Source organism: Metabacillus mangrovi (assembly GCF_009711125.1).
Taxonomy (GTDB): Bacteria; Bacillota; Bacilli; order Bacillales; family Bacillaceae; genus Metabacillus_B; species Metabacillus_B mangrovi.
Window position 1 is genome coordinate 1 of record NZ_WMIB01000020.1, and the last position, 25,072, is coordinate 25,072.

Annotated in this window: 23 protein-coding genes and 1 pseudogene; 8 read left to right on the forward strand and 16 right to left on the reverse strand. The window is 46.6% G+C overall.

Annotated elements, in window-relative coordinates:
- Positions 1-456: 456 nt before the first annotated feature.
- A complete protein-coding gene (locus tag GKZ89_RS15930) occupies positions 457-936 on the reverse strand; it encodes a hypothetical protein (RefSeq protein WP_155113405.1) in 480 nt (159 codons plus the stop codon).
- A gap of 129 nt (positions 937-1,065) precedes the next feature.
- On the opposite strand from GKZ89_RS15930, the gene GKZ89_RS15935 reads away from it, so the two are divergent.
- Both GKZ89_RS15935 and GKZ89_RS15940 read left to right on the forward strand, forming a co-directional pair.
- The gene (locus GKZ89_RS15935; protein ID WP_155113406.1) at positions 1,066-1,389 is read left to right on the forward strand and encodes a nucleoside triphosphate pyrophosphohydrolase; all 324 of its coding nucleotides are present in this window, start codon (positions 1,066-1,068) and stop codon (positions 1,387-1,389) included.
- Positions 1,390-3,801 carry a DEAD/DEAH box helicase family protein gene (locus GKZ89_RS15940; RefSeq protein WP_155113407.1) on the forward strand — a complete coding sequence of 804 codons (2,412 nt, stop codon included), beginning with the start codon at positions 1,390-1,392 and terminating at the stop codon, positions 3,799-3,801. It begins immediately after the preceding gene.
- Here the strand turns inward: GKZ89_RS15940 and GKZ89_RS21630 are convergent.
- Positions 3,793-3,930: pseudogene (locus GKZ89_RS21630) on the reverse strand (DUF5412 family protein); the annotation flags it as partial. The gene GKZ89_RS15940 and the pseudogene GKZ89_RS21630 sit on opposite strands and share 9 nt — an antisense overlap.
- Before the next feature lie 356 nt (positions 3,931-4,286).
- On the opposite strand from GKZ89_RS21630, the gene GKZ89_RS15945 reads away from it, so the two are divergent.
- From GKZ89_RS15945 to GKZ89_RS15955, 3 genes are read left to right on the forward strand one after another with little or no spacing between them, the layout of a single operon-like run.
- Positions 4,287-4,871, forward strand: a complete 585-nt coding sequence (locus tag GKZ89_RS15945) for a TetR/AcrR family transcriptional regulator (protein ID WP_155113408.1) — start codon at positions 4,287-4,289, stop codon at positions 4,869-4,871.
- Positions 4,872-4,929: 58 nt separating this feature from the next.
- Positions 4,930-5,370: a nuclear transport factor 2 family protein gene (locus GKZ89_RS15950; RefSeq protein ID WP_155113409.1), complete on the forward strand. Its 441-nt coding sequence runs from the start codon at positions 4,930-4,932 to the stop codon at positions 5,368-5,370.
- A gap of 1 nt (position 5,371) precedes the next feature.
- Entirely contained in the window at positions 5,372-6,208 is an 837-nt protein-coding gene (locus GKZ89_RS15955) for an NmrA family NAD(P)-binding protein (protein WP_155113410.1), read from the forward strand.
- A 345-nt stretch (positions 6,209-6,553) separates the two neighbouring features.
- Here GKZ89_RS15955 and GKZ89_RS15960 read toward each other — a convergent pair whose 3' ends face one another.
- From GKZ89_RS15960 to GKZ89_RS15970, 3 genes are all read right to left on the reverse strand, one after another.
- Positions 6,554-7,726 (reverse strand): sugar ABC transporter permease, encoded by a 1,173-nt coding sequence (locus GKZ89_RS15960; RefSeq protein ID WP_155113411.1) that lies wholly within the window; start codon positions 7,724-7,726, stop codon positions 6,554-6,556.
- A 12-nt stretch (positions 7,727-7,738) separates the two neighbouring features.
- Complete coding sequence (locus GKZ89_RS15965; RefSeq protein WP_155113412.1) at positions 7,739-9,259, reverse strand: sugar ABC transporter ATP-binding protein; 1,521 nt, start codon at positions 9,257-9,259, stop codon at positions 7,739-7,741.
- Between the two features lie 85 nt (positions 9,260-9,344).
- On the reverse strand, positions 9,345-10,460 hold the full coding sequence (locus GKZ89_RS15970; protein WP_155113413.1) for a sugar ABC transporter substrate-binding protein: 1,116 nt from the start codon (positions 10,458-10,460) through the stop codon (positions 9,345-9,347).
- A 647-nt stretch (positions 10,461-11,107) separates the two neighbouring features.
- Here GKZ89_RS15970 and GKZ89_RS15975 point away from each other — a divergent pair.
- Positions 11,108-11,356 (forward strand): hypothetical protein, encoded by a 249-nt coding sequence (locus GKZ89_RS15975; RefSeq protein ID WP_155113414.1) that lies wholly within the window; start codon positions 11,108-11,110, stop codon positions 11,354-11,356.
- Between the two features lie 39 nt (positions 11,357-11,395).
- On the opposite strand, the gene GKZ89_RS15980 is transcribed toward GKZ89_RS15975, so the two are convergent.
- Positions 11,396-12,190 carry a hypothetical protein gene (locus GKZ89_RS15980; RefSeq protein ID WP_155113415.1) on the reverse strand — a complete coding sequence of 265 codons (795 nt, stop codon included), beginning with the start codon at positions 12,188-12,190 and terminating at the stop codon, positions 11,396-11,398.
- A gap of 109 nt (positions 12,191-12,299) precedes the next feature.
- Positions 12,300-12,863, reverse strand: coding sequence for a maltose acetyltransferase domain-containing protein (locus tag GKZ89_RS15985; RefSeq protein WP_162356967.1), 564 nt, complete (start codon positions 12,861-12,863; stop codon positions 12,300-12,302).
- 211 nt (positions 12,864-13,074) lie between these two features.
- Here GKZ89_RS15985 and GKZ89_RS15990 point away from each other — a divergent pair, with 211 nt between their 5' ends.
- Positions 13,075-13,926: an STAS domain-containing protein gene (locus GKZ89_RS15990; RefSeq protein WP_155113416.1), complete on the forward strand. Its 852-nt coding sequence runs from the start codon at positions 13,075-13,077 to the stop codon at positions 13,924-13,926.
- Positions 13,927-14,077: 151 nt separating this feature from the next.
- Here GKZ89_RS15990 and GKZ89_RS15995 read toward each other — a convergent pair whose 3' ends face one another.
- Positions 14,078-14,872 carry an SDR family NAD(P)-dependent oxidoreductase gene (locus GKZ89_RS15995; protein ID WP_155113417.1) on the reverse strand — a complete coding sequence of 265 codons (795 nt, stop codon included), beginning with the start codon at positions 14,870-14,872 and terminating at the stop codon, positions 14,078-14,080.
- A gap of 167 nt (positions 14,873-15,039) precedes the next feature.
- Between GKZ89_RS15995 and GKZ89_RS16000 the strand changes: the two genes are divergently transcribed.
- A complete protein-coding gene (locus GKZ89_RS16000; RefSeq protein ID WP_155113418.1) occupies positions 15,040-15,396 on the forward strand; it encodes a winged helix-turn-helix transcriptional regulator in 357 nt (118 codons plus the stop codon).
- 46 nt (positions 15,397-15,442) lie between these two features.
- Here the strand turns inward: GKZ89_RS16000 and GKZ89_RS16005 are convergent, their stop codons facing one another.
- From GKZ89_RS16005 to GKZ89_RS16040, 8 genes are all read right to left on the reverse strand, one after another.
- Positions 15,443-15,829 (reverse strand): VOC family protein, encoded by a 387-nt coding sequence (locus GKZ89_RS16005; protein WP_155113419.1) that lies wholly within the window; start codon positions 15,827-15,829, stop codon positions 15,443-15,445.
- 70 nt (positions 15,830-15,899) lie between these two features.
- On the reverse strand, positions 15,900-16,991 hold the full coding sequence (locus tag GKZ89_RS16010; RefSeq protein ID WP_155113420.1) for a D-alanyl-D-alanine carboxypeptidase family protein: 1,092 nt from the start codon (positions 16,989-16,991) through the stop codon (positions 15,900-15,902).
- 722 nt (positions 16,992-17,713) lie between these two features.
- The gene (locus tag GKZ89_RS16015) at positions 17,714-19,405 is read right to left on the reverse strand and encodes a methyl-accepting chemotaxis protein (protein ID WP_155113421.1); all 1,692 of its coding nucleotides are present in this window, start codon (positions 19,403-19,405) and stop codon (positions 17,714-17,716) included.
- Between the two features lie 381 nt (positions 19,406-19,786).
- The gene (locus GKZ89_RS16020; RefSeq protein WP_155113422.1) at positions 19,787-20,188 is read right to left on the reverse strand and encodes a hypothetical protein; all 402 of its coding nucleotides are present in this window, start codon (positions 20,186-20,188) and stop codon (positions 19,787-19,789) included.
- A gap of 74 nt (positions 20,189-20,262) precedes the next feature.
- Entirely contained in the window at positions 20,263-20,820 is a 558-nt protein-coding gene (locus GKZ89_RS16025) for a PilZ domain-containing protein (protein WP_155113423.1), read from the reverse strand.
- Positions 20,808-22,361, reverse strand: a complete 1,554-nt coding sequence (locus GKZ89_RS16030) for a hypothetical protein (RefSeq protein ID WP_155113424.1) — start codon at positions 22,359-22,361, stop codon at positions 20,808-20,810. The genes GKZ89_RS16025 and GKZ89_RS16030 overlap by 13 nt, the downstream gene beginning before the upstream one ends.
- An 11-nt stretch (positions 22,362-22,372) precedes the next feature.
- Positions 22,373-23,944 carry a flagellar assembly protein A gene (locus GKZ89_RS16035; protein WP_155113425.1) on the reverse strand — a complete coding sequence of 524 codons (1,572 nt, stop codon included), beginning with the start codon at positions 23,942-23,944 and terminating at the stop codon, positions 22,373-22,375.
- A 183-nt stretch (positions 23,945-24,127) separates the two neighbouring features.
- On the reverse strand, positions 24,128-24,979 hold the full coding sequence (locus GKZ89_RS16040; RefSeq protein ID WP_155113426.1) for an aldo/keto reductase: 852 nt from the start codon (positions 24,977-24,979) through the stop codon (positions 24,128-24,130).
- Positions 24,980-25,072 lie beyond the last annotated feature (93 nt).

Genomic DNA, 25,072 nt, shown 5'->3' on the forward strand with positions numbered 1-25,072 from the left:
AAATTAGGAGGATTTGGGTTAGCGAAAGAAGAAATCGCCCAGATGTTTGATGAACGTTATGGAAAAGAAAGATGACAAGAGTAATGGAATGAGATTTTTCCCCTCCGGAGGCCTCGGCCTCCGGAGGGGAAAGTCCCCATAACCGAGTATATATATCCCGGGAGTACTGCCTTACACATAATTATTGACACTACCTTGGTCGCTGAGTCCTTTTTAATTAGCTGCTGGCTTTTTCTACTTATTGCTGACTTTCTCCGGTTAATTGCTGACTTTTTCTATTATTTGCTGACTTTTTCTATTAATTGCTGACTTTCTCCGGTTAATTGCTGACTTTTTCTATTAATTGCTGACTTTACCCGGTTAATTGCTGACTTTTTCTATTAATTGCTGACTTTCTCCGTTTAATTGCTGACTTCCAAAGATTCCGGTATCACGGCCTTATCGGCAATTCCCGTATTACTTGCCAGGTACTGCGGAAAGATAATAATAGATTGTAGATTCCTCATGAACATGGGGCTTCACACCATAATCGATCTTTGTTTCAACCGTAACATTCTGATTTTCAGCCACACCTGAGTACAATTCAAATTTCAAGCCTGAAGGCGTTTCAAACGTATGACTGGCTCCTACGTTTCCTTCGGGCTGCTGAACCACAACTCCGGGTCCGTTTATTACCCATTTCACTTTGTCTTTGTTCTGCACAAGTGTAGCCGTACCTGTGCCGGTTCCCGTCTCATTTTTGAAAAGGTAAACTAAAACCTTCTCATCCCCTACATACTTGGACTCCCCTATGATTTCTTTAATTTCCGGAGACTCTTTCATGCCATACTCGATTGCTTCACTTTCAAAATTGAACTCTTTTACACTCTCATCATTCGAACACCCGGCAGCAGCTGCAATCACCATACATGCAAGTAAACTTATAAATGGTTTCATCGGATTCTCCATTATTGGTTTTAATCCATTTTATCACTTAAATTCAATTTATATCCATAATTATTCTTTATAAAAAATGAGATCTGATAATGGTAAAATAGAGGAAATCAATCATACGGAGGAATCCACATGCCCATCTATAACAAACTCGTACGGGACAAGATCCCAGCTATCATCGAAGCAACCGGAAAAACTTTTGAAACGCGCATTTTGGATAACGAAGAGTACATAAATGAACTGAAGAAAAAGAGCTTTGAGGAACTGGACGAATACATGACAGCTGAAACCAACGGGGCAGCGATCGAAGAGCTTGCTGATCTGCTGGAAATTGTCAAAGCCTTTGCCGAACTGCACGGGTCGAATCTGGAGGAAATTGAAAACATCCGAAAGGAAAAAGCGGAGAAGCGCGGGGGGTTTGAGGAGAAGATCTTTTTGGTTCAGGTAGAGGATTAAATGAAAGAAATCACGTTAACGACAGACCGCCTGGTGGATACGCTTTTAGACTGTATCCGGAAGTCCAGCACGATTTACATCGTCACGGCATTTGCAATGAAATCGGGGGCGGCTTTGCTGAAGCCTGCCTTGCGGGAGGCGGCTGAACGCGGAGCTGATATCAAATTTCTGGCTGGGGATTATCTGTATGTCACCCAGCCGGAAGCGCTTAGAGAACTGGCATCCATCCATGAAAACATGGAAGTCCGCCTTTGGAGAAGCAGCGGCATCAGCTTTCACCCGAAGGCGTACCTCTTTGAGTATCCAAACGGAAGCCATTCGATCATCGGCTCTTCTAATCTATCAAAATCTGCTCTGACTCATGGGGTGGAGTGGAATGTCGGAGTCAGGGAAGATGAGGAAAAGCAGCTGTTTGATGAAGCAAGCCGGAAGTTCATCGGGCTTTTTTATGCAGACCATTCGATAACCCTCAACCTGGAGACAGTAAAACGGTATGAGAACGATTATATGCAGTTTCATAAAGAGCACCCTAATCTGGCTAAAAAATGGTCCATTCAGGAAGAAGAGGAATTGATGCTCCCCGATGATGGACCGGATGAACCGGGGACGGTTGTTCACGAGGAACAGGAAAGCTATACTCTGCTTGCTCCCCGCTTCGCTCAGATTGAAGCGCTGAAGCAGCTCCACACAACAGTAGAAGAAGGCTACAGAAAAGCGATGGTCGTCATGGCCACCGGGCTCGGTAAAACCTATCTTGCTGGCTTTTTCGCAAAGAATTTTAAACGGGTACTGTTCATTGCCCATCTGGAGGAGATCCTGCATCAGTCTGCCGCCTCCTTTCTAAAGGTTCTTCCCGGGCGGACAGCGGGAATCTATAACGGGCGCGAGAAAAACCCGGATGCGGAGCTGCTGTTTGCTTCCATTCAGACGCTCAGCATGAAACGCCATCTGGAAGTGTTCGACCCAAAACAATTTGATTTGATCGTAGTCGATGAGTTTCATCATGCAGCGGCGGCTTCCTATCAAAAGGTTCTCGACTATTTTACGCCTGCTTTTCTGCTTGGCATTACCGCTACTCCGGACCGGTCCGACAACCGGGATGTTTACGCAATCTGTGAAGGAAATGTTGCGTACCATATCGATTTCCTGGAAGCCATTCAAAAAACATGGCTCTCGCCTTTTCAGTATTACGGCATTTTTGACGAGACGGATTACTCAAAAATCACCTGGCGCGGGACCCAGTATGATCAGGATGAACTCACTGCTGCCCAGCTCAGAACGGAGCAGGCAGAGCATATTTTCAAAGCATGGCAAACGCATCGAAAAACGAGAACTCTTGTATTCTGTTCATCCATCCGCCAAGCGGATTTTCTGTCTGCTTCTTTTAAGGAAAAAGGTTTCCGTACCGTGTCCCTGCACTCCAAACAAAAGCAGGTGAACCGGAAAGCGGCTGCCCGGGATTTGGCTGACGGCAACCTGGATGCTATTTTCATCGTCGACCTTTTTAATGAAGGGGTTGATATACCATCCGTCGACACGCTGCTGTTCGTCCGCCCGACCGAATCACTCACTATCTTCACCCAGCAGATCGGCCGGGGCCTGAGACTTCATCCGGACAAAGAGCATTGCGTCATCATCGACCTGATCGGGAACTACCGGAACGCCGATGTGAAGCTGAGCCTCTTTGATACTACGGTTCCTGCAGGAGCAAAAGAACGCATCATCCAGCCAGTGCTTCCGGAAACATGCTCGATCGATTTGGATATCCAGGTAATCAACCTGTTAAAAGAACTGACGAAAAAGAGACAGCCGCGCAGAGAACGTCTGCTGGCAAACTATGAAATGGTGAAGGAAGAGATTGGACGCAGACCGACTTATCTGGAGCTGCATCTGCATGGCGAGATCACGGCTAATGAGTATCGGGCAGAATCATATTTTAACTTTCTGAATTGGGCCGGGGAACTGACCGAAGAGGAACAACAGGTTTTATTACATCATGAAAACTGGCTTAAAGAATTGGAACGGACTGGGATGAACAAAAGCTATAAAATGATTGTGCTCGCTGCGATGCTGGAAAGAGGACCTGATAATTGGTATAAACCTGTTACTGCAAGAGAGATTGCGCCTTTCTTTCATCGTTACCTAACTTCGCAAGATTACCGGAAGCGGATTGATTTTTCGGATGGGCAGAGTAAAAAGCTGTGGGAGTATAATGAAGGAAAAACAGCTGCTTTGATTGAACGGATGCCGATGAGGAAGTGGAGCGGGAGCAGTACCCATGAGCTTGTTTGCTTTAAGGATGGAAAGTTTTCGTTTCAGGCAGATGGCAGCAATCCTGTTCTTTTTCAATGGACGAAGGAGATTTGTGAGTATAGGCTGCATCAGTATTTTGAAAGGAAAAGTTCAGAATAATACTTTAGAAAATAATACCGCATAACTAACCGAAGTCCAGCCAGTGTCTAGATAAGTTTTAACGGTATATGTTCCATCTGGTAGGGTCTTATCAGAAATAAATTCTTCTGGCTGAAACCGGTCTATATTAAAGAATGCCCAATTAAATTAATAACTGGCTATGAAGTCTAATAACATCATGGAGATAGAATTGGGTGATTTTTAAAGATGAACGAATTTTTAGTAGAAGTATCTGATTTGGTATTTCACCTGCAGAAGACCCAGCAGAACCCCGAGCAACAAGAACACTACTGGATATTTGATCAGCAATGAGAAAAACTCCATTGAATCATCTCCTTTTGATCTTATAATAACTCGTTTTCTAATTAATGGAAATTGATTCTTGAGATTTTAGATGCTTTAAAACCGATTCGTTTAAGTAAAGTTTAAATATTTGACTAATCAGTCCAAAAAAGATAATCTATTTTTGAAAGGGAGGAATGCAATTGGCAAGAAGCAAAGAATTTGATACGGTAGCTGTTTTGCGCAAAGCGGCTGAAGTGTTTGGACAGCTGGGCTATCAAGGTGCCTCGCTTCCAGAGCTGCTCAAGCATTTGGAGATTGGCCGGCAAAGTTTATACGACACGTTTGGCACTAAAAAGGACCTTTTTCTTTCCGCCGTCAAAGCGTATTTGGAGGCAAAGAATCAGCTGGTTGTTCAAAGACTGAGCGAAGCGGGTTCAGTTAAAGAAGCTGTCCAAGATATTTTTGCTGAAGGTATCAGGGCTTTGAAGGACCCGGAAAGTTCTGCTGCATGCTATATTATCAATAGTGCAGTCGAGCAGCTTCCCTTTCAGGAAGAGCTTGCCGAATACTTCAGCAGGCAGTCGCTGCTGCTTGAAGATGCCTTTTATGATGCTCTTTTGCGCGGAAAGCAAGAGGGGGAGTTCACAGATCGGCACGGTGATTTAAGAAACCTTGCCCGCTACCTGAATCAATCAAGACTGTCCCTTACCTTTATCGCGAAAACGAACAAAAGCTTTGATGCACTGGAAAGCTATGCGAAAGTCAGCCTGTCTGTTCTGGATTGAATAGGAGGCTTTTCTTTCACTTGTTTTGGACTAATCAGTCAAAAAAGGAGCTGCAATGATGATGAATGAATACGTAAAGATCATGGATCAATTTTTTCAAGGTATGCTGGAAAATAATATCGAACAGTGGATGACGATCTGGCATAAAGACGCTGTATTTGAAATTCCCTATGCCCCTTCTGGTGTTTTAACAAAACTGGAAGGAATTGATGCCATCTACAATCATGTTAAGGATTTTCCCGAAAAATTGAACTTCACCCGTTTTTCTGAGCCGAACTACTACCCTGTCGAAGGCCAAAATACGGTAATCGCAGAGTTTGAATGTGAAGCAGTGATTCTTGAAACAGGACTGCCTTACAACCAAAAATATATTAGTGTCATTGAGTATGAGGAAGGAAAAATCCTTCGTTACAAAGATTATTGGAATCCGCTTATCTTTATTGGCGCTTACAATGATGAACCTCAGGCATTTCTAAAATTTCTAAAAAGGAGTCAATAGCATGACTATTTTACTTACTGGCGGAACCGGCACAACAGGAAGCCGGATTGCTTCCAAGCTTCTGGAACGGGGCTATTCTATTCGCATTGCCAGCAGATCGGTTCCCAGGCTTGCTGGTGCAGAGCATGTGTCTTTCGACTGGCACAGCGGGCAATTTCCTGCTGAACTATTTAACGGGATCGAAAAATTGTACCTGGTTGCACCGGTCGGTGTGCTTGATCCGCTGCCTGCCGTTCTGCCTTTTTTGGAAAAAGCTTTGAATTCCGGAGTGAAACGGGTGGTCATGCTCGGTGCGGCCATTGTTCCGGATGACGGCCAAGTGTTTGGGAAGCTGCAGCTCGCTGTCAAGCAGCTGGCACCTGAATATGCCATTCTCCGTCCTTCTTATTTTATGGAGAATTTCCTGGCCCCTCACCACCTTCGCACCATTAAATCAGAAAACAAGATTTGGTCGGCAGCCGGTGATGGAAAAATCGGTTTTGTCAGTGCAGATGACATTGCGGAAGTTGGCGTTCGTGCAATGATTGATCAAGAGCCGCATAACACGAGCCACATCATTACCGGTCCGGAGGCTTTGAGCTATTCAGAAGCGGTTTCGATCATCGGCCATGAAGCCGGCACTCCCATTCAATACGGAAACATGCCTCTTAGCCAGTATGAGCAGGCTATGGTTCAAGGAGGCTTAACACCAGAGTATGCCGCTTTTATGGCAGGACTGGAAGAAGAGATTTCAAACGGTGCAGAAGACCGTGTTACCAATACAGTTGAAACGGTCATTGGGAAGAAGCCGGTTAGTTTAAGTGAATTTGCTGGGGCCCATAGAGAGGGCTGGGGGTAATACTGGAGGAGAAGCGGGTTGTACTGCTTCTCTTTTTTTATTTTTCTCTATTAAATCCAAAGTTAAAATATGGTGAATTGTTGTGACCTGTGTGACATTTTGCAGCATGCCTTCTCATAACTGGATTTTCGAAAAGTAAAAAAGCAGAGTGAAACCGCGTCTCACTCTGCTATTCTTATTTAGTTCGCAGGACCGCTGTCGACGCTCACCCAGTTCGGAATATGCTTGCTGTTGTTATAAGAAAGATCATATTGTGACTTTGTCCTTAAGTAGAATTAGAAGTGCTTGCCGTTGCTGGATTTACAATCCCCTTTTTTCTTGTAAAAGGGCTCATTCTCTTGGCATTTACCTCTTCTTCCTCGTCATCACATCAAAAATCACCGCTCCAGCAAGTACTCCCCCGCGAATCATATATTGATAGGAGATTCCCACTCCGAGCAGGTTCATCCCGCTTGTGAGGGAGGCCATAACGATCGCACCGATGATGGCGCCGGTTACTTTTCCAACTCCTCCTGCAGAGGATACGCCGCCGACGTAGGCTGCCGCGATGGCGTCGAGCTCGAATAGTGTTCCGGCTGTAGTAGTTGCGGATTGGAGGCGGGATGTGAAAAGGATTCCGGACAGGGCGGCGAGCATGCCCATGGATCCGAAGACGATGTAGGTGATCTTTTTAACGTTCATTCCGCTTAAGTGTGCCGCTTCCGGGTTGCTTCCGACGGCGTAAATGTGGCGGCCGAGGACGGTTTTGGTCGTCAGGAAATGATACGCGATGACGACGAGAAGCATGATGATGACCGTCCAGGAGAAGCCGTTGTAGCCGGCGAGAATCCAGGTGATGTAGGCGATAATCGCGGCGATGAAGGCGAGCTTCAGGGCGAAGATGCCGATGGACGTGACTTCGAATCCGTATTTTACTTTGTTGCGGCGTGTTTTGATCTCACTGTAAATCAAGTACAGGATACCGGCGAGTCCGACGAGCAGCGACAGCAGGTGCAGGCCGTTGACTTCGACCAGTGACGGGATGAAGCCGTTCCCGATGGCATTGAAGGTGTCGTCCTGGATGATGATCGTTCCGGATTTTTCCGTTACCTGCAGGAGCGCGCCCCTGAAGATGAGCATCCCGGCAAGGGTCGCAACAAAAGATGGAATGCCGATTTGTGCGACGAGCAGCCCGTTGAACAAGCCGACAGCAATCCCGATGATCAGGATGATCGGAATGACGGCTAGCATCGGCATGCCTGCGTTTGTGAGCAGGATGGCGGCAATCGCACCGAGGAACCCGGCGACGAATCCGACGGACAGGTCGATGTGGCGGATGACGATGACGAGTGTCATGCCGACCGCGAGTACGGCGATGTAGCCGGCGGAATCAATCAGGTTGCTGATGTTCCGGGACGACATGAACAGTCCGTCCGTCATGATGGAAAAGATAAGGATGATAACGAATAATGCGATGTACATCCCGTAATCACGGATGTTTTCGCTGATTAAGGTTCTGGCTTCCCGTAAAAAACTCATAACAATTCCCTCCTATTGCGTCGCAAGCTGCATAATGTTTTCCTGGCTCGCTTCCTCGATGGCAAGCTCGCCTTTGATGGAACCTTGGGCCATAACGTAGACCCGGTCGCTCATGCCGAGCACTTCCCCGAGCTCGGATGAAATCATGATGATGCTCATCCCTTCCCTGATCAGCTCGTTCATGACCGTATAGATCTCGAATTTTGCTCCGACATCGATGCCGCGGGTCGGCTCATCGAGAATGAGAAGCTTCGGTCCGACGAACAGCCATTTGCCGATTGAGACCTTTTGCTGGTTCCCTCCGCTCAGGTTCCCGGCAAGCTGCTCGAGCGAAGAGGTTTTAATATGAAGCGATTGCTTATAATGGCCGGCAATTTTAATTTCTTCATTGTTGTTCAGCACCCCGTTGGAGGAAATCCCTTTCAGGTTCGCAGCCGAAATGTTGCTTTTGATATCCTGGAGCAGGAACAGTCCGTCCCCTTTCCGGTCTTCTGTCACATAGGCGATGCCCGCTTTGATGGCGTCACTCGGGTGCTTCAGCTTCGCCCGCTTGCCGTTGATTTTCATTTCTCCCTGCAGCTTGTAGTTCTTCGCGTTGCCGAAGATGCTTAACGCAAGCTCGGTCCGCCCTGAGCCCATCAGCCCGGCGATGCCGACGATTTCTCCTTTTCTCACATGAAAATCAGCACCTTTGATGACCTTCCTGCCAAGCCGCGGATCATAGGCGGACCAGTTGGTCAGCTCGAGGATCGTTTCGCCCGGTGCTTTGTCGGGCCGCTTCGGATAAATGTCATCGATTGCACGGCCGACCATGTTGCGGATGATCGTTGATTCATTGACTTCCCCTGTCTCCCCGTCAAGCGTCGTTATCGTCTGCCCATCACGGAGGACCGTCGCCTGATCAGCGATCGCGATGACTTCCTTCAGTTTGTGGGAAATCATGATGCAGGTGATGCCTTGCTTTTTCAGTTCACCAAGAAGCTGAAGCAGGTTTTCACTGTCGTCTTCATTCAGTGCTGCCGTCGGTTCATCAAGAATGAGCAGCTTCACGTCCTTGCTCAAGGCCTTTGCGATCTCAACAAGCTGTCTTTTCCCGACGCTCAAATCTTTGATGAGGGTATCGGGATTCACCTTCAGGTTTACTTTTTCAAGCAGCTTCGTCGCTTCCGTGATCGTTTCGTTCCAGTCCACGACACCGCCGCGCTTCATCTCGTTCCCGGCAAAGATGTTTTCATAGACCGTCAGATCCGGGAACAGAGCGAGCTCCTGATAGATGATCGCGATGCCCGTGTGGACACTGTCGGTGATTTTGTTGAACTGCTGGACCTTTCCTTCAAAAACGATGTCCCCTTCATAGGTTCCGTAAGGATAGACCCCGCTCAGCACCTTCATCAGCGTCGATTTTCCCGCACCGTTTTCACCGATCAGGCAGTGGATCTCCCCTTTTCTCACCTTGAAGTTGACTTGATCGAGTGCTTTGACACCCGTGAAATGCTTGGAGATGTTTCTCATCTCCAGAATGGTTTCGCTCATCGTGCACTCCTCCTTCGCAAAACAGCTGGTACAATGGCGAAATAGTGATAGACGGCGCTATCACTATTCCGCAGTGCTTGAATTTTTACAGGCCGGAGAATTCTTTTGCTTCGTAGTAGCCGGAATCCACTAGCTCTTTTTTCACGTTCTCTTTGTTCACTACGATAATATCGGTTTGCTTCGCTTTTACTTTCTTCTCACCATTGTCATACTCACCGGATGTTTCTGGCTTTTTGCCATCCAGAATTTCAATCGCCATGCCCATTGCATCCTTTACAAGTGTGCGGACATCCTTGAAGACCGTCATGGACTGCTTTTCATCAATGACATATTGGATAGACGCTTTTTCAGCATCCTGGCCCGTTACAGCGAAGCTTTTCACATCGCCGTCAGAACCGAATACATCTGCGATGGAACGTGCCGTTCCGTCATTCGGAGCAAGAACTGCAACGTCGCCCTTCATGTCAGCAGCAGCCGCAGTCAGGTGAGTCTGTGCTTTGTTTTTCGCTTCATTCGGATCCCAGTTCGTCGTTACCTGACCGAGCACTTTGCTCAGCTCGTCACGGGAAAGCTCTTGCTTATCCTTAAGTGCTTCTGCTTCACTGGAGTTTGCAATTTTGAACGTTCCATCCGCGATTTTCGGCTGAAGGACGCTCCATGCTCCCTGGAAGAAAAGGAATGCGTTATTGTCAGATGCAGCTCCAGCGTAAAGGTACAATGGAGTTCCCTGTCCTTTCGCATTGTCGATCAAATACTGCCCTTGTGCCGCTCCAACCGCAAGGCTGTCGAACGTCACATAATAATCCACTGCGTCTGTGTTCGTGATCAGACGGTCATACGAGATAACCGTTACGTCGTCTTTTTTCGCCGCTTCAACCGCAGCCGCTGCTGCATCGCCATCCTGCGGGCTGATGATCAGCACTTTGATTCCTTTGTTCAGCAATGTTTCAACATTCTCTTTTTCCTTGGCGGAAGAACCCTGGCTGAACAGAATTTCTGTCGTATATTTTGAATCCTTCAGCGCTTCCTTGAAACGCTGCTCATCCTGAACCCATCTCGGCTCATCCTTCGTCGGCAGCACGATTCCTACATCAACGCCACCGCCTCCTCCACCTGTATTGCTGCTGTTGCACGCTGCAAGCATCCCGACAAACAGCATCAGCACAAGCAGGGATGAAAACGCTTTAAAAAGTTTATTCATTATGAAACCCCCTGAACCGTTTTATGATTACAGCCCAATTATATGATGAAAGCACTACCATGAAAGCGGTAACAACTAGCATTCTTTTAGGAACATCTGCACTTTTTTGTGATTGGGGGAAAAAGAACCCGTAACTGGGTTCTTTGCAGTTAATTTTGAAAAAACCGGGCCAGCCCTTTACAGATGAAACCAGAAATACGGATCCCTGTTCCGAAAAAGATCGCATTCGGTCTCCAGGGACGCTATTTGCACTCTAAACCGCATTTTTTCCACGTTTCGGTCTCAGATGCAGCTATTTACCTGTTTCGGGGCAATTTTCGTCTGTTTTTTAGAAAATAACGGCTCCTGAGACCGATAACTCTTAAAATAGCGGTTTTTCTCCAAAATAGCGTCCTCTGAGACCGGTTGGTTTGGGATCGGTCTTCAGGGACGCTATTTTGCTTTGATCGGTCACTTCACGCGGTACCGCATCCTGCCGAGAAATCCTTTAGAACGCGAACAAAACCGGGTTCAGCCTATTCCGGAGGATGAAACTGGTTTCCAGTAATGCGAGAGAGGTATAAGTAAGTAAGAAGCAAACGATGGAAATGTTTTCTTACACCCCCTCTGCACGGAAACCCAGCGGAGATTACTGGAGGTTACCAACCATGCTCACCATTCAGCTAGTAAGCTTTGCCGTTCTGATAGCCGCTGTTGTTCTGATTGCTATTATCGTCTCTAGAAAATCCGGACTGCGCAAAGATATTATCGTTACCGGCTCAATTGTTCCGATTGTCATCTTCACGTTTGTTTTTATCCTTTTACGGGAGCCACCTAAGTTTCTGATTGTCTTAATGATCTTTGCCAGTGTTCTTTCCATCGGATCGCTTGTAAGGGCGATTGCGAGGCCTAGATAGAGAAAAACGAGAGGATGGCCTCCTCTCGTTTTTTTTCTTTTATGCTTTTCGGTAATCCGGGTTGCTCTGCTCCCACCCGCTGTTCTGATTCACACTCGTATCTCCGTCTCCGTCACGCCAGTAGCCTTCTACATAGGTACCGTCCGCTCGGTAATAGCCATCTACCCAGTGTGGGCTTACATGATGGGTGCCGTTATGGTCCACCGCCGCGGCTGCCGTTCCAGGGTTATTCTGCTCCCACCCGCTGTTCTGGTTCACACTCGTATCTCCGTCTCCGTCACGCCAGTAGCCTTCTACATATGTACCGTCCGCTCGGTAGTAACCGTCCACCCAGTGTGCGTCCACAAGGTGGGTGTCATCCGATGCCACAGGAGCACTTTCATTGCCGTTTACGTCTACGACATCCGTCATTTCCAGGACTGATACACCAAGTGCGCTGACGGCAACGGTTTTGCCGACACTTCGCAGGCCCTTTTTCCATCTGTCTTCGTCTCCCTCCAACACCCCTCCGGCCACTTCTCCGACATTTTTGACTGTCTCTGATATACCTCGTCCCAATGCTTTCGCTGTGCTTGAAACACCTTCTCCAATATCGGAAAATCCTTGATCAATTTTGCTTTCATCTTTTCCGATCATTCCGCTTCCCACATTCCAGGCACCTTCAGCCAGATTGCCCAGTTGTTTACCTGCGAACTCCGTCGATGTTTTCACACCGTCCCCTACTTCTTTAACAAACTGTGAACCTGTCAGTTCACCTACTCCCTTAATCAAACCTCCAGTGATTCCCCCAACAGCCTGTCCGGCCCCTTTACCCAGTGACTTCAGAAAACCCATGGTTCACGTTCCTCTCAAATAGTCATATATACCTATATCTATAGTACCATCAATCTGGATATTTTCAATAAAAAAACAGCCGCACTAAAGCCAGCTGTCTTCTATCTATTTATTTTTTGTCAAGCATCCTGATTACTCTCGCCGGATTGCCTCCCACTACCGCATGGTCGGGTACATCTTTGACAACGACGGCACCGGAAGCAATTACGGCGTTATGCCCAATCGTCACACCGGGATTAATGACTGCCCTTCCGCCTATCCACACGTTATCCCCAATGGTCACCGGTTTGGTGTATTCCATCTCTGTGATTCGCTCCTCTGCCTCAATCGGATGGGTATTGGTATAGATGTGAACCCCCGGTGCCATCATGCAGTTTTTTCCGATGGTTACTGGTCCGCCGTCGAGGATTGTACAGTCAAAGTTTGCATAGAAATTTTCCCCAACGTGGATGTTGTAGCCGTAATCACAGCGGAAATCGGATTCAATATAGATCCGCTCCCCCGTTGAACCAAACAAGGCCTTCAGCATCGATGCCCGTTCTTCTTCCTTTTCTTCTTCCGTATGATTAAAGGTCCTGACCAGTTTTCTTGCCCTCGCCCGGTCTTTAACAAGCTCAGCATCCCCCGGATAATAAAGGTTACCATGGATCATTTTCTGCTTTTCTGAACTCACTTGCACTTCCCCCTTCACTTTCTTAAATTGCTGAATTAAGCATCAGTGCAAGTGTATCATGAACAAAAGCTAACCGCTTTCATTGGGTAAGCAATACATGAAATTCCGTAGGGTTTAAGGTTCATGAATCAGGGGTATTGTTTTCATTTAGATTATGCTAAATGATTTGAATAAGGTGCACAACCATCATACTAAAAGAGGGCGGATTCATATGATCCATTCGATTAAAAATTTTGAAGAGGCAGCAGAAAATATTTTAAAGTTTATGAGCAGTGTCGTACCCGTAAACACTCTGTTTATTGCTAAAAATGATCAGCGTTTCAATAAGATCGAGAAGGTTATTAACCGGGATCATGTCCTGCTGAAAAGCGGGGAGACCTTGCCGTTTGAAGATACGTTCTGCAAACTAAGTGTGGATCATGGAAATCGCATTTTAATGATTGAAGACTTAAACCAGAATGCCCAGACGAAAAACATGGAGGTAACCCGAAATTTACAGGGTGGGAGCTTTATCGGCATTCCCATTAATTTCAGTACTGGCGAAAATTATGGAACCATTTGCGGTTTGGACACTGAAAAGGTAACGTTTGAAAATGAGCACATGGAGCTGTTCACGACCATGGCGTCTCTTCTAAGTTACGTCCTCGACCTGGACAGAGTAAACCGTGAAATTGAAGAGCTGTCTGCTCCAATGGTTCCCCTGACAGACGGTCTAGCCGTCCTTCCCATCATCGGTGACATCAGCAGAAAAAGGGCACAGATCATTATTCAGTCCACCTTGAGTCAAAGTTCCGAGCAATGTCTGGAGTATCTCATCCTGGATCTATCAGGGATCCTCCGCATCAACGAAGAGACGATCGAGCTGCTCATTCAATTGGCAGAAATGCTCTCTCTAATTGGAGTAACCCCAATTTTAACCGGCATTCTGCCAGAGCAGGCTCAAACAATGGTTCACAGCAGTTTGATTATAGACCGGATTTTAGTGAAAAAGTCTCTTCCAGACGCTTTGTCGCATATTGGCTTTGCCCTTGTTGAGAAAAAGAAGGTTCAAAAGCGTTTTTAATTCGAATCAACTAAAACTGAACGTTCCCTCTCAACTTAAAAAAGGAAGAGGCTAAAAAATCCCTCTTCCTTTTTTATCTTCCTTCTATAGAAACGGAAATACCTGTGCCGCTCGAAACAAATTCAAGAGATTCAAAAATTCCAGCTGCTATTTACAGGATACTCTGGATGATGCCACCTTCAACGCGCTGGGCGGTTCCATTGATAGCCGATGCTTTGGATGAGGCTAAAAAGACAATTGTATCTGCTACTTCTTCAACTGTTGCATAGCGCTGAATTAGTGAAGTGGGCTGGTCATTTTTGAAGTATTCCTTAATATACGTATCAAGGTCCATGCCACTCTCAGAAGCCATATCACCAATAAAAGTCCCAAATCCTTCTGTCCACGTAGGACCCGGCAAGACGGAGTTTACGGTTACATTCGTTCCTTTTGCCACCTCTGCCAGCCCTCTTGATAACGTAATCAGAGCCGTTTTAGAAACACCATATGGCACAAGCTCCGGATAAGGTTTGATACCCGCTTCACTTGCAAGGTTAATAATACGGCCTTCATTCCGTTCAATCATTTTTGGAAGGAATGCCCGGGAAAGTCTAACTGCGCTCATGACATTGATTTGATAGTAATCCAGCCACTCTTCATCCGTTACTTCTTCAAAAGGCTTGACTGTAAATACACCCGTGTTGTTGACAAGAATATCAAGATCGCCTATCTCATTGATTTGGGCAATCATTTTATCCGTTTCATCTTTTTTGGAAACATCGCCTTGAATTCCATAAACTGTTCCAAGCGGAGAAAGTTCTGCTACTGCCGCCTCCACATTTTCTTTGGACCGGCCATTAATAATGACTTTAGCTCCTTCGTTCAAAAAACTGATAGCTGCCGCCTTGCCAATCCCAGCAGTTGAACCTGTTACAAGTACTAATTTATCTGTTAAATGAAGTTCCATTCTGAACATCTCACTTTCAAAGTTTTATGGTTTGTTATTGCCTTCCATTTGCTAGCCTGTTTAGTATGCAATATAATTTAAACCATGAGAAGTACGCACTTTGCGGTGATTTAGTAACCATCGGGTGCCGGAGTTACCGATTAGTGCCTGTCAATTTGGAGGAAATAATGAAGAAATATACGATGCCTGTCGAGGCTTCTTTAGATGTGATCGGAGGAAAGTGGAAGGTCGTAATCATGTGCCACTTGATCCTGGGTACAAGAAGGAACAGCGAACTGAAACGTGTAATGCCTGGCATTTCCCAAAAAATGCTTTCCCAGCAATTAAAAGAGCTGGAAGGGGATCACCTTATTCGCAGAGAAGTATTCAATGAAGTTCCGCTTCGTGTGGAATACTCACTGACTGACTATGGATGGACACTGAAGGATATTCTGGATGCCTTGTGCGCCTGGGGTGAGGTTCATATTGAACGGAATTACGAGAACAAGTATGATGTTTTGGAAAAAAGCATCTTAAACAAATAAAAGGAGCGGCCCTGCAGTTTTTCTGTCCGGGCTGCTCCTCTTTTTTTCAAGCAGGTGCCACAAGCTCCACTTTAATCCGGTCCGGATCCTCAAAGTAGACCGCATAGTGCTGCTCTCCACCTGCGTAAGGATATTTCTCTGGATAAAGCATCCGGACTCCTCTGCTCTCAAGCTTTTCTTTCATTTCGTCTGCCTGGATTCTGGATTCGGCCCAGAAGGCGAGATGGTTTAAACCCGTCCGGCAGCGGTGATAGGGAACATCGAGAAAACGTTCTTCTGTCTGGACGAAAACAAGATACGTGCTGCCCATTTTATAGCTTTGGCCCTGGTCCCACTTTTGATAGGCGGTATACCCTAGCTCTTCCAGGAACCAGCTCCAGAATTCCATAGAAAGCTTTAGGTCTGAAACATAAATTTCAACGTGGTGCAGCATATCGCGCCCTCCTTTTTTAATCATGATAAACGAAAAACAGACAATCAGCACCGGCCGATTGTCTGTTTTGTTATTTCACAGGCTTCTTTACTTCTTTTCCTGCTACAAGCGGAGAGCTGCCGACTTTGATGTTGTTACGCCAAATGGTTACTTCTCCGTATGCCTGCCCGAGTTTTATAGATGTAATGGTGGTTCTTGGGAAGATGTTTTTAACAGTAATCTTTAGTTTAGAGTTCTTTTTAGCCATAATGGAAATGGATTTCTTAGCAATCATCGGTACCTTTACATTGCTGACCTTTATCGTTGTAACCGTCTGCCCTGCTTTAATCGGCCGGATGTTTTCCATCATATAAAAGGAATAATTGGTCATGGCAGTAAGATCCTTGACTGCATTCCCTTTATTGGACTTCATCACAACGCCAATCAAGGTCACGTTGCCTTTTTTGACAATCTCAACAAGGGAATTACGGGCTGCATTTGTATAACCTGTTTTTCCGCCAATTACATACGGAAGTCCATGGAACGTCGCTCGGCTTGTCATTTTCACCTTTCGGCTGGAGGTCTGGACGACCGCAGATTTTGTCCCCATTGTCTTCAGAACTGCCGGGTAACGCAAATACGCTTCTCTTGCAATCAAGGCCATATCTTCTGCCGTTGTATAATGCTTGCTGTGATGAAGGCCGCTCGGAGTCACAAAATTGCTGTTCCGAACCCCAATTTTCTTCGCCTTCTCGTTCATAAGCTTACTGAACTTCGCTTCGCTTCCGGCTACATGCTCGGCAATCATCGTTGCCACATCATTGCAGCTTAAAATCAGCAGCGCATTCAAAGCATTTTCCCTGCTCATCTTCTCACCCGGCTTGAGACGGAAATACGAATTGCTGGCATCTTTATTAGCAGCATTCCTGCTCGCCGTCATCATGGTCCCCGGCTTAACCCGGTCCATCAGAATCATAGCCGTCAGCACCTTCGTCATACTTGCAGGATACCAGCGTTCATTCTGTTTCTTAGAATAAATAAGCTCCCCCGTCGCAGCATCTATAACAGCCCCGTATTGACTGTAAATCTTCGGAACCGCAACAGGCGCCGCCTTCGCAGGCACAGCTGCACCGGCAAACAATAGGAAAATCAAAATCAATAAAACCGGCTTTCTCGTAAACATGTTCTCCCCCTGTATTCATTTCTATTTTTATTGGAACATGCATCCAGATAAAAACAAATGACTTATGTACCAAAAATGACGCAGGACACATTTCCTACATCATCATACCACCCTTTACATAATTTTCAATTGTTTTTTTATAGGTTCATAGGAAGAAATTTGATTGAGCAGAGTACTGAGGCCGTTCCTTTTAGAAGGACGCATTTTTCAATAGAATCTCTTGTGTTGCTGAGACCGTTACCTCTAAAAATTACGCTTTTTTATTAAAATAGCGTCCTCTGAGACCGCTCCGATGTGTTTCGGTCTCCAGTCGTCCATATCCACTGCATTCCCGCCGTTTCGGTCTCAGATGCAGCTATTCCGCTTTTTCTTGGCATGATTTGCTTGATTCATCGAAAATAGCGGCCGCTGAGACCGTTACCTCTAAAAATTACGCATTTTTATTAAAATAGCGTCCTCTGAGACCGCTTCGATGTGGTTCGGTCTCCAGGGACGCTATTTCGTCCATATCCACTGATTTCCCGCCGTTTCGGTCTCAGACGCAGCTATTCCTCTTTTTCATGTCATGATTTGATTGTTTCATTGAAAATAGCGGCCGCTGAGACCGTTACCTCTCAAGATGATGCATTTTCATAAAAATAGCGTCCTGTGAGACCGCTTCGATGTGGTTCGGTCTCCAGGGACGCTATTTGAGTGAAAGCGGCGAGTGCCTGCCACCCTACTTACATTTTGAATTTCCCTACTGCCTTCTGCAGGTCTTCGGCCATTTTTGCGAGCATGACAGCTGAGGAAGTGATTTCTTCTGTTGAGGCAAGCTGTTCTTCAGAGGCTGCTGCAGTCATTTGGGTGCCTTCGGATGTTTCCTGAGCTACAGCAGAGATTGATCTTACGGCCTGTTCTGCTGCAGAGGTATGATCCGCAAGCTCTTTTACCTGGTTTGACAGTGCTTCCATCTCGGCGGCTGCTTCTTTTGTGGAGGTGCTGATTTCTTTGAAAAGATTCCCGGCAGAGTGGATGGCCGTCATCCCCTCTGCTACTTCATCGGTCGTTTCATTCATCTCGGTTCCTGCCTGGCTGGCAGACTCCTGAATGAGCCGGACGAGCTCCGAGATTTGCTGAGCTGAAGCTGCGGATTGTTCTGCGAGCTTGCGGACTTCATCTGCGACAACAGCAAAGCCTTTTCCCTGTTCCCCCGCTCTAGCGGCTTCAATCGCTGCGTTCAGAGCAAGAAGATTGGTCTGGTCCGCTATACCGGTGATCACATCCACGATTTTGCCGATTTCCCTTGATCTTCCGCCCAAGTCTTTTACCACTCTCGATAAATCTCCTACATTTTCCTCGATGATCTCCATCTGGCGAACCGATGTCAAAATCGACTGATTACCATCTGCCGCCTTCTCAAATGCCATTCTGGCAGATCCGGAAGCAACCTTTGCCAGGTTCAGCATTTCACCGGCATTTTCAGACATCCTATGGAAGGATTGGTTGCTTTCTTCAATCGCAGCAAGCTGTTTCTCCGAACCGGAAGCGAGCTCCTGTGTCACACCGGTAATGCTCTCCGCCGCTTTGCTGCTCTCTTCGGCGCTTGCCGTCAGCTGTTCAGCACTCGAAGCCACATGCTCAGATGCCTGGCCCACCTCTTGAATCAATGTCCGTAAATTATCCACCATCCCATTAATGGACCCGGCAAGCATGCCAACCTCATCCTTTGAATCAGCCTTCACTTTTCCGGCAGAAAGGTCTCCGGCTGCCACACTTCTGGCGATAGCCGTCAGTTCTTTGAGAGGGTTGATTTTTTTTCTGAACAAAAGCAGACTGCTGATCATGACTGCCATGAGCAAAAGCATGCTGACACCAGTCAGAATTAAGTATGTCTGCATTTTGCTGCTGGTCTCATCGGATTGATTCACTGCCCAGTCTGCCAAATTTTTTTCAAACTGATCTAGAGGCACAAGGATGTTTGATTTCCCTTCCTCGTACTCCTTTCCGAAAACATACTCACGCGCAGCATTAAAATCTCCTTCTTTTACGGCACTCATGGAATTCCCTTCAAGCAAAACAAGGGCATCAGACTTCTGCTTCGCCTCTTCTACCAGGGAAAGCAGCGCCTCCGGAGTATCCAGTTCCTTTAGTCTGCTGACCACACGGTCCCGTGTTTTTGTTTCATTTACCTCTCTCCAATAGTTATCAAAATGCTCTTTCTCTCCAAACTGAGCATAATTGCGGACTTCATTCGTTAAGTAATCCGAAGCACCTCTTAAATCGGCTGAAAGGGAAAGATACTCATACTGGCGGTCAAATGCTTCCCCTCTTTGGATCATGGAAGCGACCAGCATGGTAAGACTCCCAGCACCGGCTGCGGATAAAATAATCACTGATAGAATAATGACTCGAAGCATTGATGCAATTTTCATTGTATATCCCCCATCTTTTTCTCTACCTTTCTATTATCGGCAGGAGACTGGGGGATTTAGAGCTCATTTTCCAGCAGTAATTGCTTTGATGGATTGGTTTTTTATGGCTTACTCCTTAATAATGAAGAACGGCTGGCAGGCCTGCATCTTTATTTTGACCCCGATAGAAAGGCAGGAGACTCGAATTTGGAGCCCAACCCAATGTCGAACCTCCCCAAAAAATCGATATACCGTGATTTTCGCCGATATATCACGATTTTCGTCGATATATTTAAATTTGCGATGATATACTGGGATTTTCGCTGATATATTCATATTTTCGCCGATATCCTGTTTCCTGCCTGTTTTCCAGACCGTGTTGGAAGGCTATTTTAGAAGTTTCTACTCCATTTCCCCGCGTTCCCCGCTCAATTCTTCCTGCATCTCTTCAAATGTTAGCAGATAGTGATAGATTTGCTCGGAAAAAATGCCGTCGCTGCCTTCGAGGCGGTAATAGTCCCTGAAATCGAACAGGATTTCGTCGATCAGTTCGATCAGGTCCCCATTTGACAGTCCATCCTCATCTCCTGCCTGCATCCACTCTATGTAGATCCTCCGGATGGCTTCGTAGTCATCGATATAAGGATCGCTGAAGTCATTTGGTGAACCTTCATAATCCTCATAGCAGTCATCCGAGCAAAACAAAATCCCGTCACTGTTCCAGCGCGTCTCGATTCCCGGCTTCCGCCTGCAGGTTTTGCAGCGTTTCCTACTCTTCTTTCCCTCTTTCAGGTTACCCTCCATAATCTTCCTCTCCCTTCTACAATCACCATACATAAGCCGATTTCATTTCTCTACGCAAAAAAGCAGCCAACCCGTTATTCAACCGTGGTCAGCTGCTGGTGGAGCAAATATTTTCTGAGGGCTAACAAGCCGTCTTCGGTAATCGCCTGGATTTGGGATCCATAGCGGCGCAGACTTGCAGGGAGGGACGTTTGGTTCTGGATGGATACGTTCGTTTGGAGGGTTTCCCCGCCTTCCAGCGTTACCGTAAGTGTGTATGCAGCTTCCTGATCGAGCGGTCGGTCTGTAATAAAGCCGAAGCCGTTCAGGCTGATATCGATGATGGTGATTTCGACAAGTTCCTTCCCCCGGTCTGCAAGCTTCCCGGTTAATTGACAGGAATGCCGGAAAAAGCGCCGCCGGTCATTCGGGGCTTTTTCCTCCTGAATCGGTACGTACAGGTACAGATTGTAGTTCTCTATTTTTAATACGTATGCTGAAAATGTCCGGTTTTCGAATTTGCAGATCAGCCTGCCGCCGAGCTCAATGCCATCCAGGTTCTTGACTACGATGTTCATGAGTTCACCTTCTATATAATGAAGGGCGGCAGAGAAGGACTGATGGTCTTTGTTAATAATCGTCATGTATTCCATGTGCTGTCCCCTGCTGTTTCAGAAAAGATCACATGATCTCTTTGATCCATGTGGTAAATCAGCGGTGTAATGTTGCGGGTGAGCGTATCGATGAGCAAAATTTCTTCTTCCTGCAGGCTGGATGCCGTTTCCGTGACGATTAAATATCCATACGGCCGAACCGGATCTTCACTGAAATCATTTGTAATGCAAATCGGGGCGATGATAAGCCCTGAAGATTCTCCAAGCTTGCGGCAGAACCATTCCTCTCTGAAGCATGCAGACAGTTTTCCGGATAGATAATCGTAATAAATGTCTTCTCCAATCTTCTCCTGCATGTCCTCATTCATCGTGAACGTTTCCCCTGCCAGATCAGCATCCGTGCTAGCCGAAATTTGATACGCTTCACCCGTTTGAAAGGCGAAGAACGCTTTTTTCACCCCAAACCCGAGCTCGATTGTGCTGAGAGAGAGCTTCATCAATTCTTCCTTCGTTTTGCAAGAGTTGATGGTTCGGATCAGGCGGTTGTACATTTGCAGGATGCCAAGCTTCGATTCCGCTTCACGCTTTTGCTTTTCTTGTTTTTCAAATGTCTGGGCATTGTTGAGGGCGATGTATGTAGAGGAGGCGAGCGTTTCAATCAGCTCGAATGTTCCGCTGTCATATGGAACCCCCAGTCTTGATTCACTCAGGGTCACCAGTCCGAGCAGCCTCTCCTTTTGAATGAGAATGATGTATTCCGCTTCAAGCTCCTCAAGGGCAGATGCATCCTCAAAGAAACTCGCCACCCATTCTTTTTCCTGCTTCAAATTGATTACCGTCAGGCCCGGACAGCTTCCGGTATCCCGCAGTGAGAGCTCGGCATACAGCCGTTTGAAGGAGTGGACGTTCCGGTAGCCCTTGAGCTGGATTTTATGGGAGAGAGGATCATATGTACCGAAGCCGGTGACGCGGCTGCCTGAGATTTCACTGAACACATCGGTCGCCATATCATACAGCTTGCTGATATCGAGCTCTGACAGGAGTGCTTTAATGCTTTGGTTCAAAACAAAAAGACTGAACACTTTGCGGTCCAGTTCTGCATGGACGGTTTGAAAATCCAGCAGTCGCTGGTTGTTTTCAAGAGAGGCGTTCACCAAGCTCATCAGGATTGCAGAGGTGATTTCCTCCTCCTGGCTGATCGCGGTATCGGTAAGGATCAGGCCGTCCAGCACGGTATCATTAATGAGCGGGATCGCATGAACCGCAGCAAAATCACGGATTTGTCCAGCCGTAAAATATTCGCCAAGCAGCCCATTGGACAACGGCCTTCCGTAAAAAAGCGGCAGCCCCTCAAGCTTCTCAGTCGAAGGAATCGTGTAGTCCCTGAAATCATAGCCTTCTGTATTGATGAGGACGAACTGGTCTTCTTTTCTTTTAAACAAAGCGGATTTTTCCAGCTTCAGCAGCTGGTTTGCAAAGTCAAAGGCAAATTGCAAAAGTACATCTTTATCATATCTCTGAGTAAAGACTTCGATCGCTTGCAGCAGCAGTTCATACCGGTCCGATTTCTCTGGGGTCATCTGAAAGCTCCTCATTCGTATTTCAACTCGCGCCCTACTGCGTAAAAAGTGCCTTTTGTTTCGTTTTCTACCCTTTTCTTCATGTGCTTGATTTCAATGTAAGTCTCCGGGTATGCCTTTTGGAATATGGAGATTTCGCCGTCTCCTTTTACTTCAAGCATTTTCAGCAAGGATTGCCTCTGGTCTTCAAATGCGGAAAGTTCTTTCAGCATCCGGCTATGGGTACTCCGCAGGCTGCTCAGCTGTGTTTCCTGTGCACCGTTCAAGTTGGGGGCAAAGTTTTCATAGATCTCAACGTGGCGCTGTACTTCCTCCATTTTTTGAATTGCCTGCTTGTACTCGTTCAGAAGGTGAGTGTATTGCTCTTTTAGCGCTGCCCGGTCGAAGCCCTCTACCTGGATATGGGTCTTCAGCTCGATTCGGTTGCCAATTTCATTCGCAAACACTTTACCTTGGGCGGTAATCCTGCCTCCGATGATTTTCCCTCTTTGCTGTTCGGTGATGACGTTCTTCGCTGTCAGGTTGCTTCCCATTGAATAAAAGCCGATATGAAGGTCTTCTCCCGCTTCAAGTGAGCACTCATTTGCATGCTTGACGAATATACTTTTCGCTGCCTTAATGCTTCCTTTTCCAAACACTCCGCCTTTAATAAAAAGGTCTCCGTTCAGCGCTTCAATCCGCTCCACCTGCCGGACTCCCATTTCTGACAGGACGGCAAGGTCCATCCCCGCTACAACAGAAAAGCCTTCCTGCACCGTCCCTTTCACCGTTACCGATCCGTCGAACTCAATGTTTCCTGTTCCGATTCCGACATCGCCGTCGATAACAAGGTGGTCTGCCACCGAAATACGCCCGCCTTTTCTGGATACAATCCCCTTTGCAGCGGCGCGGAGCACCATCTTACCAGCTTCCTCTTTTACAAGGACTGACTTCGGATCATACTGAAGCTTCCGGTCTCTGCCCCTTTTCGCCTTCAGCTCTTCACCTAGAACATTGACTCCGTTAGCCCCTTCAGTCGGGGGGATTTTTTCACCGAGCCAATCACCTTCCTCCACCTCATCGACAAAATTCATATTGTAAAAGTCCGCTTTCCCCGTCTCCTCAATGACCGGCTTCCGTTCCGACAGCTCAAAATAGCGGACTGCCGCATCCTCTCCGTGAACAGGCTCCACACCCTTTGCAGCCTCCACCCATTTCATCGGAACAAGACTGTTTTTGATTTGATCCAGCAAAAGCCCCTGCTGGACCCCTTCATTCTTAAGCTTTTCAATCACGAGTTCAGGCAGCTCTGGTAAAAGTTCTTTGAATTCCGGCTCTGCAGCCATTATCTTCACACTTGCGGTCATCTTATCCTGACTTATAGAATGTGCAATGAGCGGAAGATGCTGCCCGATGCTGACCCGCCGGCCGCAAGCTTCCTGAAAAGCATTTTTCAAATTGGGAAAGGATGTAACCGATACACGAGGGTGATCCTTCAGCACCGAATTAAAATCTGATAGAGCGTATTCTTTTTTAGTGATCGTCAAATAAATGGTATCCTGTTCCTCCTCCAGCTGAAAAAACTCACTCTCCGCCAGCATCATAGATGACAACTCCTCCTTATGTATCCACTTCCGGTCATTTTCCTTCAATATACCACAATAAGAGAGCAAAAAGTCCCGGTTTACATATAATAAATAATTGTTTTTTCTTTTAATATTCTAAATTTAGGTAATACGAACTATTAATAAACAAAGAAAAAAGACGACTTTCGCCGTCTTCGTTTTCTAGATTTTAAAATTAAACTCATCCGGATCCGGACCGCTGCGCAGATTTTCATTCAGCGCATCCAGTTCATCCATTTGCTCTTCAGACAGTTTAAAGTCATAAATGCCGATGTTTTCAAGCATTCTTGCTTCGTTCATCGATTTTGGAATGGTAATGACACCATGCTGCAGATCCCAGCGAAGGACAATCTGAGCTGGAGTTTTGCTGTGGAAGTCTGCCATTTTCTGAATGGTATCATTTTTGAGCAAATCTCCGTTCATCAGTGGAGACCAGGCTTCCACTTGAATACCTTGTTTACGGCAGAATTCCCGCAGCTCTGTCTGTGTCAGCTTCGGATGAAACTCCACCTGATTGACCGCCGGAACAATCTCTGCATTCTCAAGCAGGTGTTCCAAATGCGAAATCTGGAAGTTGCTGACCCCGATTGCTTTTACGCGCTTCTCTTTATACAGAGTCTCGAGCGCCTTCCATGGCTCCATGTATTGATTTTTTCCAGGCCAGTGAATCAAATAAAGATCCAAGTAATCGAGTCCCATTTTTTCAAGGCTTTCTTCATAAGCCTGGATGGTCTCCTCATACGTCAAGCCGTCATTCCAGACCTTGGAGGTGATGAACAGATCCTCTCTCGCAGCAAAGCCTTCTTTAATAGCCTGGCGGATGCCGTTCCCGACGCTTTTCTCATTGCCGTAAATGGCAGCCGTATCGATGCTGCGGTACCCCATCTTAATTGCCGAAACAACGGCCTTCTCAAGCTCAGCGCCTTCTTCCACACGGAAAACCCCGTAGCCAAGCTCAGGCATCTTCGTGCCGTTATTTAACTCTAATGCATCTATTTTAATGGACATGATCATGCTCCTTTTTTCGAGATGCATCTAGTATGCTCTGTGAGAAGAACTTTGGAAAGAAGGCACTTTTTTGTGTGATAGATACTTTTTGGTAACAAA

What these genes read in the sequence shown, in the direction of transcription:
- GKZ89_RS15930 (WP_155113405.1), bottom strand. Translation starts at nt 936, where the DNA reads ATGAAACCATTTATAAGTTTACTTGCATGTATGGTGATTGCAGCTGCT.
- GKZ89_RS15935 (WP_155113406.1), top strand. Translation starts at nt 1,066, where the DNA reads ATGCCCATCTATAACAAACTCGTACGGGACAAGATCCCAGCTATCATC.
- GKZ89_RS15940 (WP_155113407.1), top strand. Translation starts at nt 1,390, where the DNA reads ATGAAAGAAATCACGTTAACGACAGACCGCCTGGTGGATACGCTTTTA.
- GKZ89_RS15950 (WP_155113409.1), top strand. Translation starts at nt 4,930, where the DNA reads ATGATGAATGAATACGTAAAGATCATGGATCAATTTTTTCAAGGTATG.
- GKZ89_RS15955 (WP_155113410.1), top strand. Translation starts at nt 5,372, where the DNA reads ATGACTATTTTACTTACTGGCGGAACCGGCACAACAGGAAGCCGGATT.
- GKZ89_RS15960 (WP_155113411.1), bottom strand. Translation starts at nt 7,726, where the DNA reads ATGAGTTTTTTACGGGAAGCCAGAACCTTAATCAGCGAAAACATCCGT.
- GKZ89_RS15965 (WP_155113412.1), bottom strand. Translation starts at nt 9,259, where the DNA reads ATGAGCGAAACCATTCTGGAGATGAGAAACATCTCCAAGCATTTCACG.
- GKZ89_RS15970 (WP_155113413.1), bottom strand. Translation starts at nt 10,460, where the DNA reads ATGAATAAACTTTTTAAAGCGTTTTCATCCCTGCTTGTGCTGATGCTG.
- GKZ89_RS15975 (WP_155113414.1), top strand. Translation starts at nt 11,108, where the DNA reads ATGCTCACCATTCAGCTAGTAAGCTTTGCCGTTCTGATAGCCGCTGTT.
- GKZ89_RS15980 (WP_155113415.1), bottom strand. Translation starts at nt 12,190, where the DNA reads ATGGGTTTTCTGAAGTCACTGGGTAAAGGGGCCGGACAGGCTGTTGGG.
- GKZ89_RS15990 (WP_155113416.1), top strand. Translation starts at nt 13,075, where the DNA reads ATGATCCATTCGATTAAAAATTTTGAAGAGGCAGCAGAAAATATTTTA.
- GKZ89_RS15995 (WP_155113417.1), bottom strand. Translation starts at nt 14,872, where the DNA reads ATGGAACTTCATTTAACAGATAAATTAGTACTTGTAACAGGTTCAACT.
- GKZ89_RS16000 (WP_155113418.1), top strand. Translation starts at nt 15,040, where the DNA reads ATGAAGAAATATACGATGCCTGTCGAGGCTTCTTTAGATGTGATCGGA.
- GKZ89_RS16005 (WP_155113419.1), bottom strand. Translation starts at nt 15,829, where the DNA reads ATGCTGCACCACGTTGAAATTTATGTTTCAGACCTAAAGCTTTCTATG.
- GKZ89_RS16010 (WP_155113420.1), bottom strand. Translation starts at nt 16,991, where the DNA reads ATGTTTACGAGAAAGCCGGTTTTATTGATTTTGATTTTCCTATTGTTT.
- GKZ89_RS16015 (WP_155113421.1), bottom strand. Translation starts at nt 19,405, where the DNA reads ATGAAAATTGCATCAATGCTTCGAGTCATTATTCTATCAGTGATTATT.
- GKZ89_RS16020 (WP_155113422.1), bottom strand. Translation starts at nt 20,188, where the DNA reads ATGGAGGGTAACCTGAAAGAGGGAAAGAAGAGTAGGAAACGCTGCAAA.
- GKZ89_RS16025 (WP_155113423.1), bottom strand. Translation starts at nt 20,820, where the DNA reads ATGGAATACATGACGATTATTAACAAAGACCATCAGTCCTTCTCTGCC.
- GKZ89_RS16030 (WP_155113424.1), bottom strand. Translation starts at nt 22,361, where the DNA reads ATGACCCCAGAGAAATCGGACCGGTATGAACTGCTGCTGCAAGCGATC.
- GKZ89_RS16035 (WP_155113425.1), bottom strand. Translation starts at nt 23,944, where the DNA reads ATGATGCTGGCGGAGAGTGAGTTTTTTCAGCTGGAGGAGGAACAGGAT.
- GKZ89_RS16040 (WP_155113426.1), bottom strand. Translation starts at nt 24,979, where the DNA reads ATGATCATGTCCATTAAAATAGATGCATTAGAGTTAAATAACGGCACG.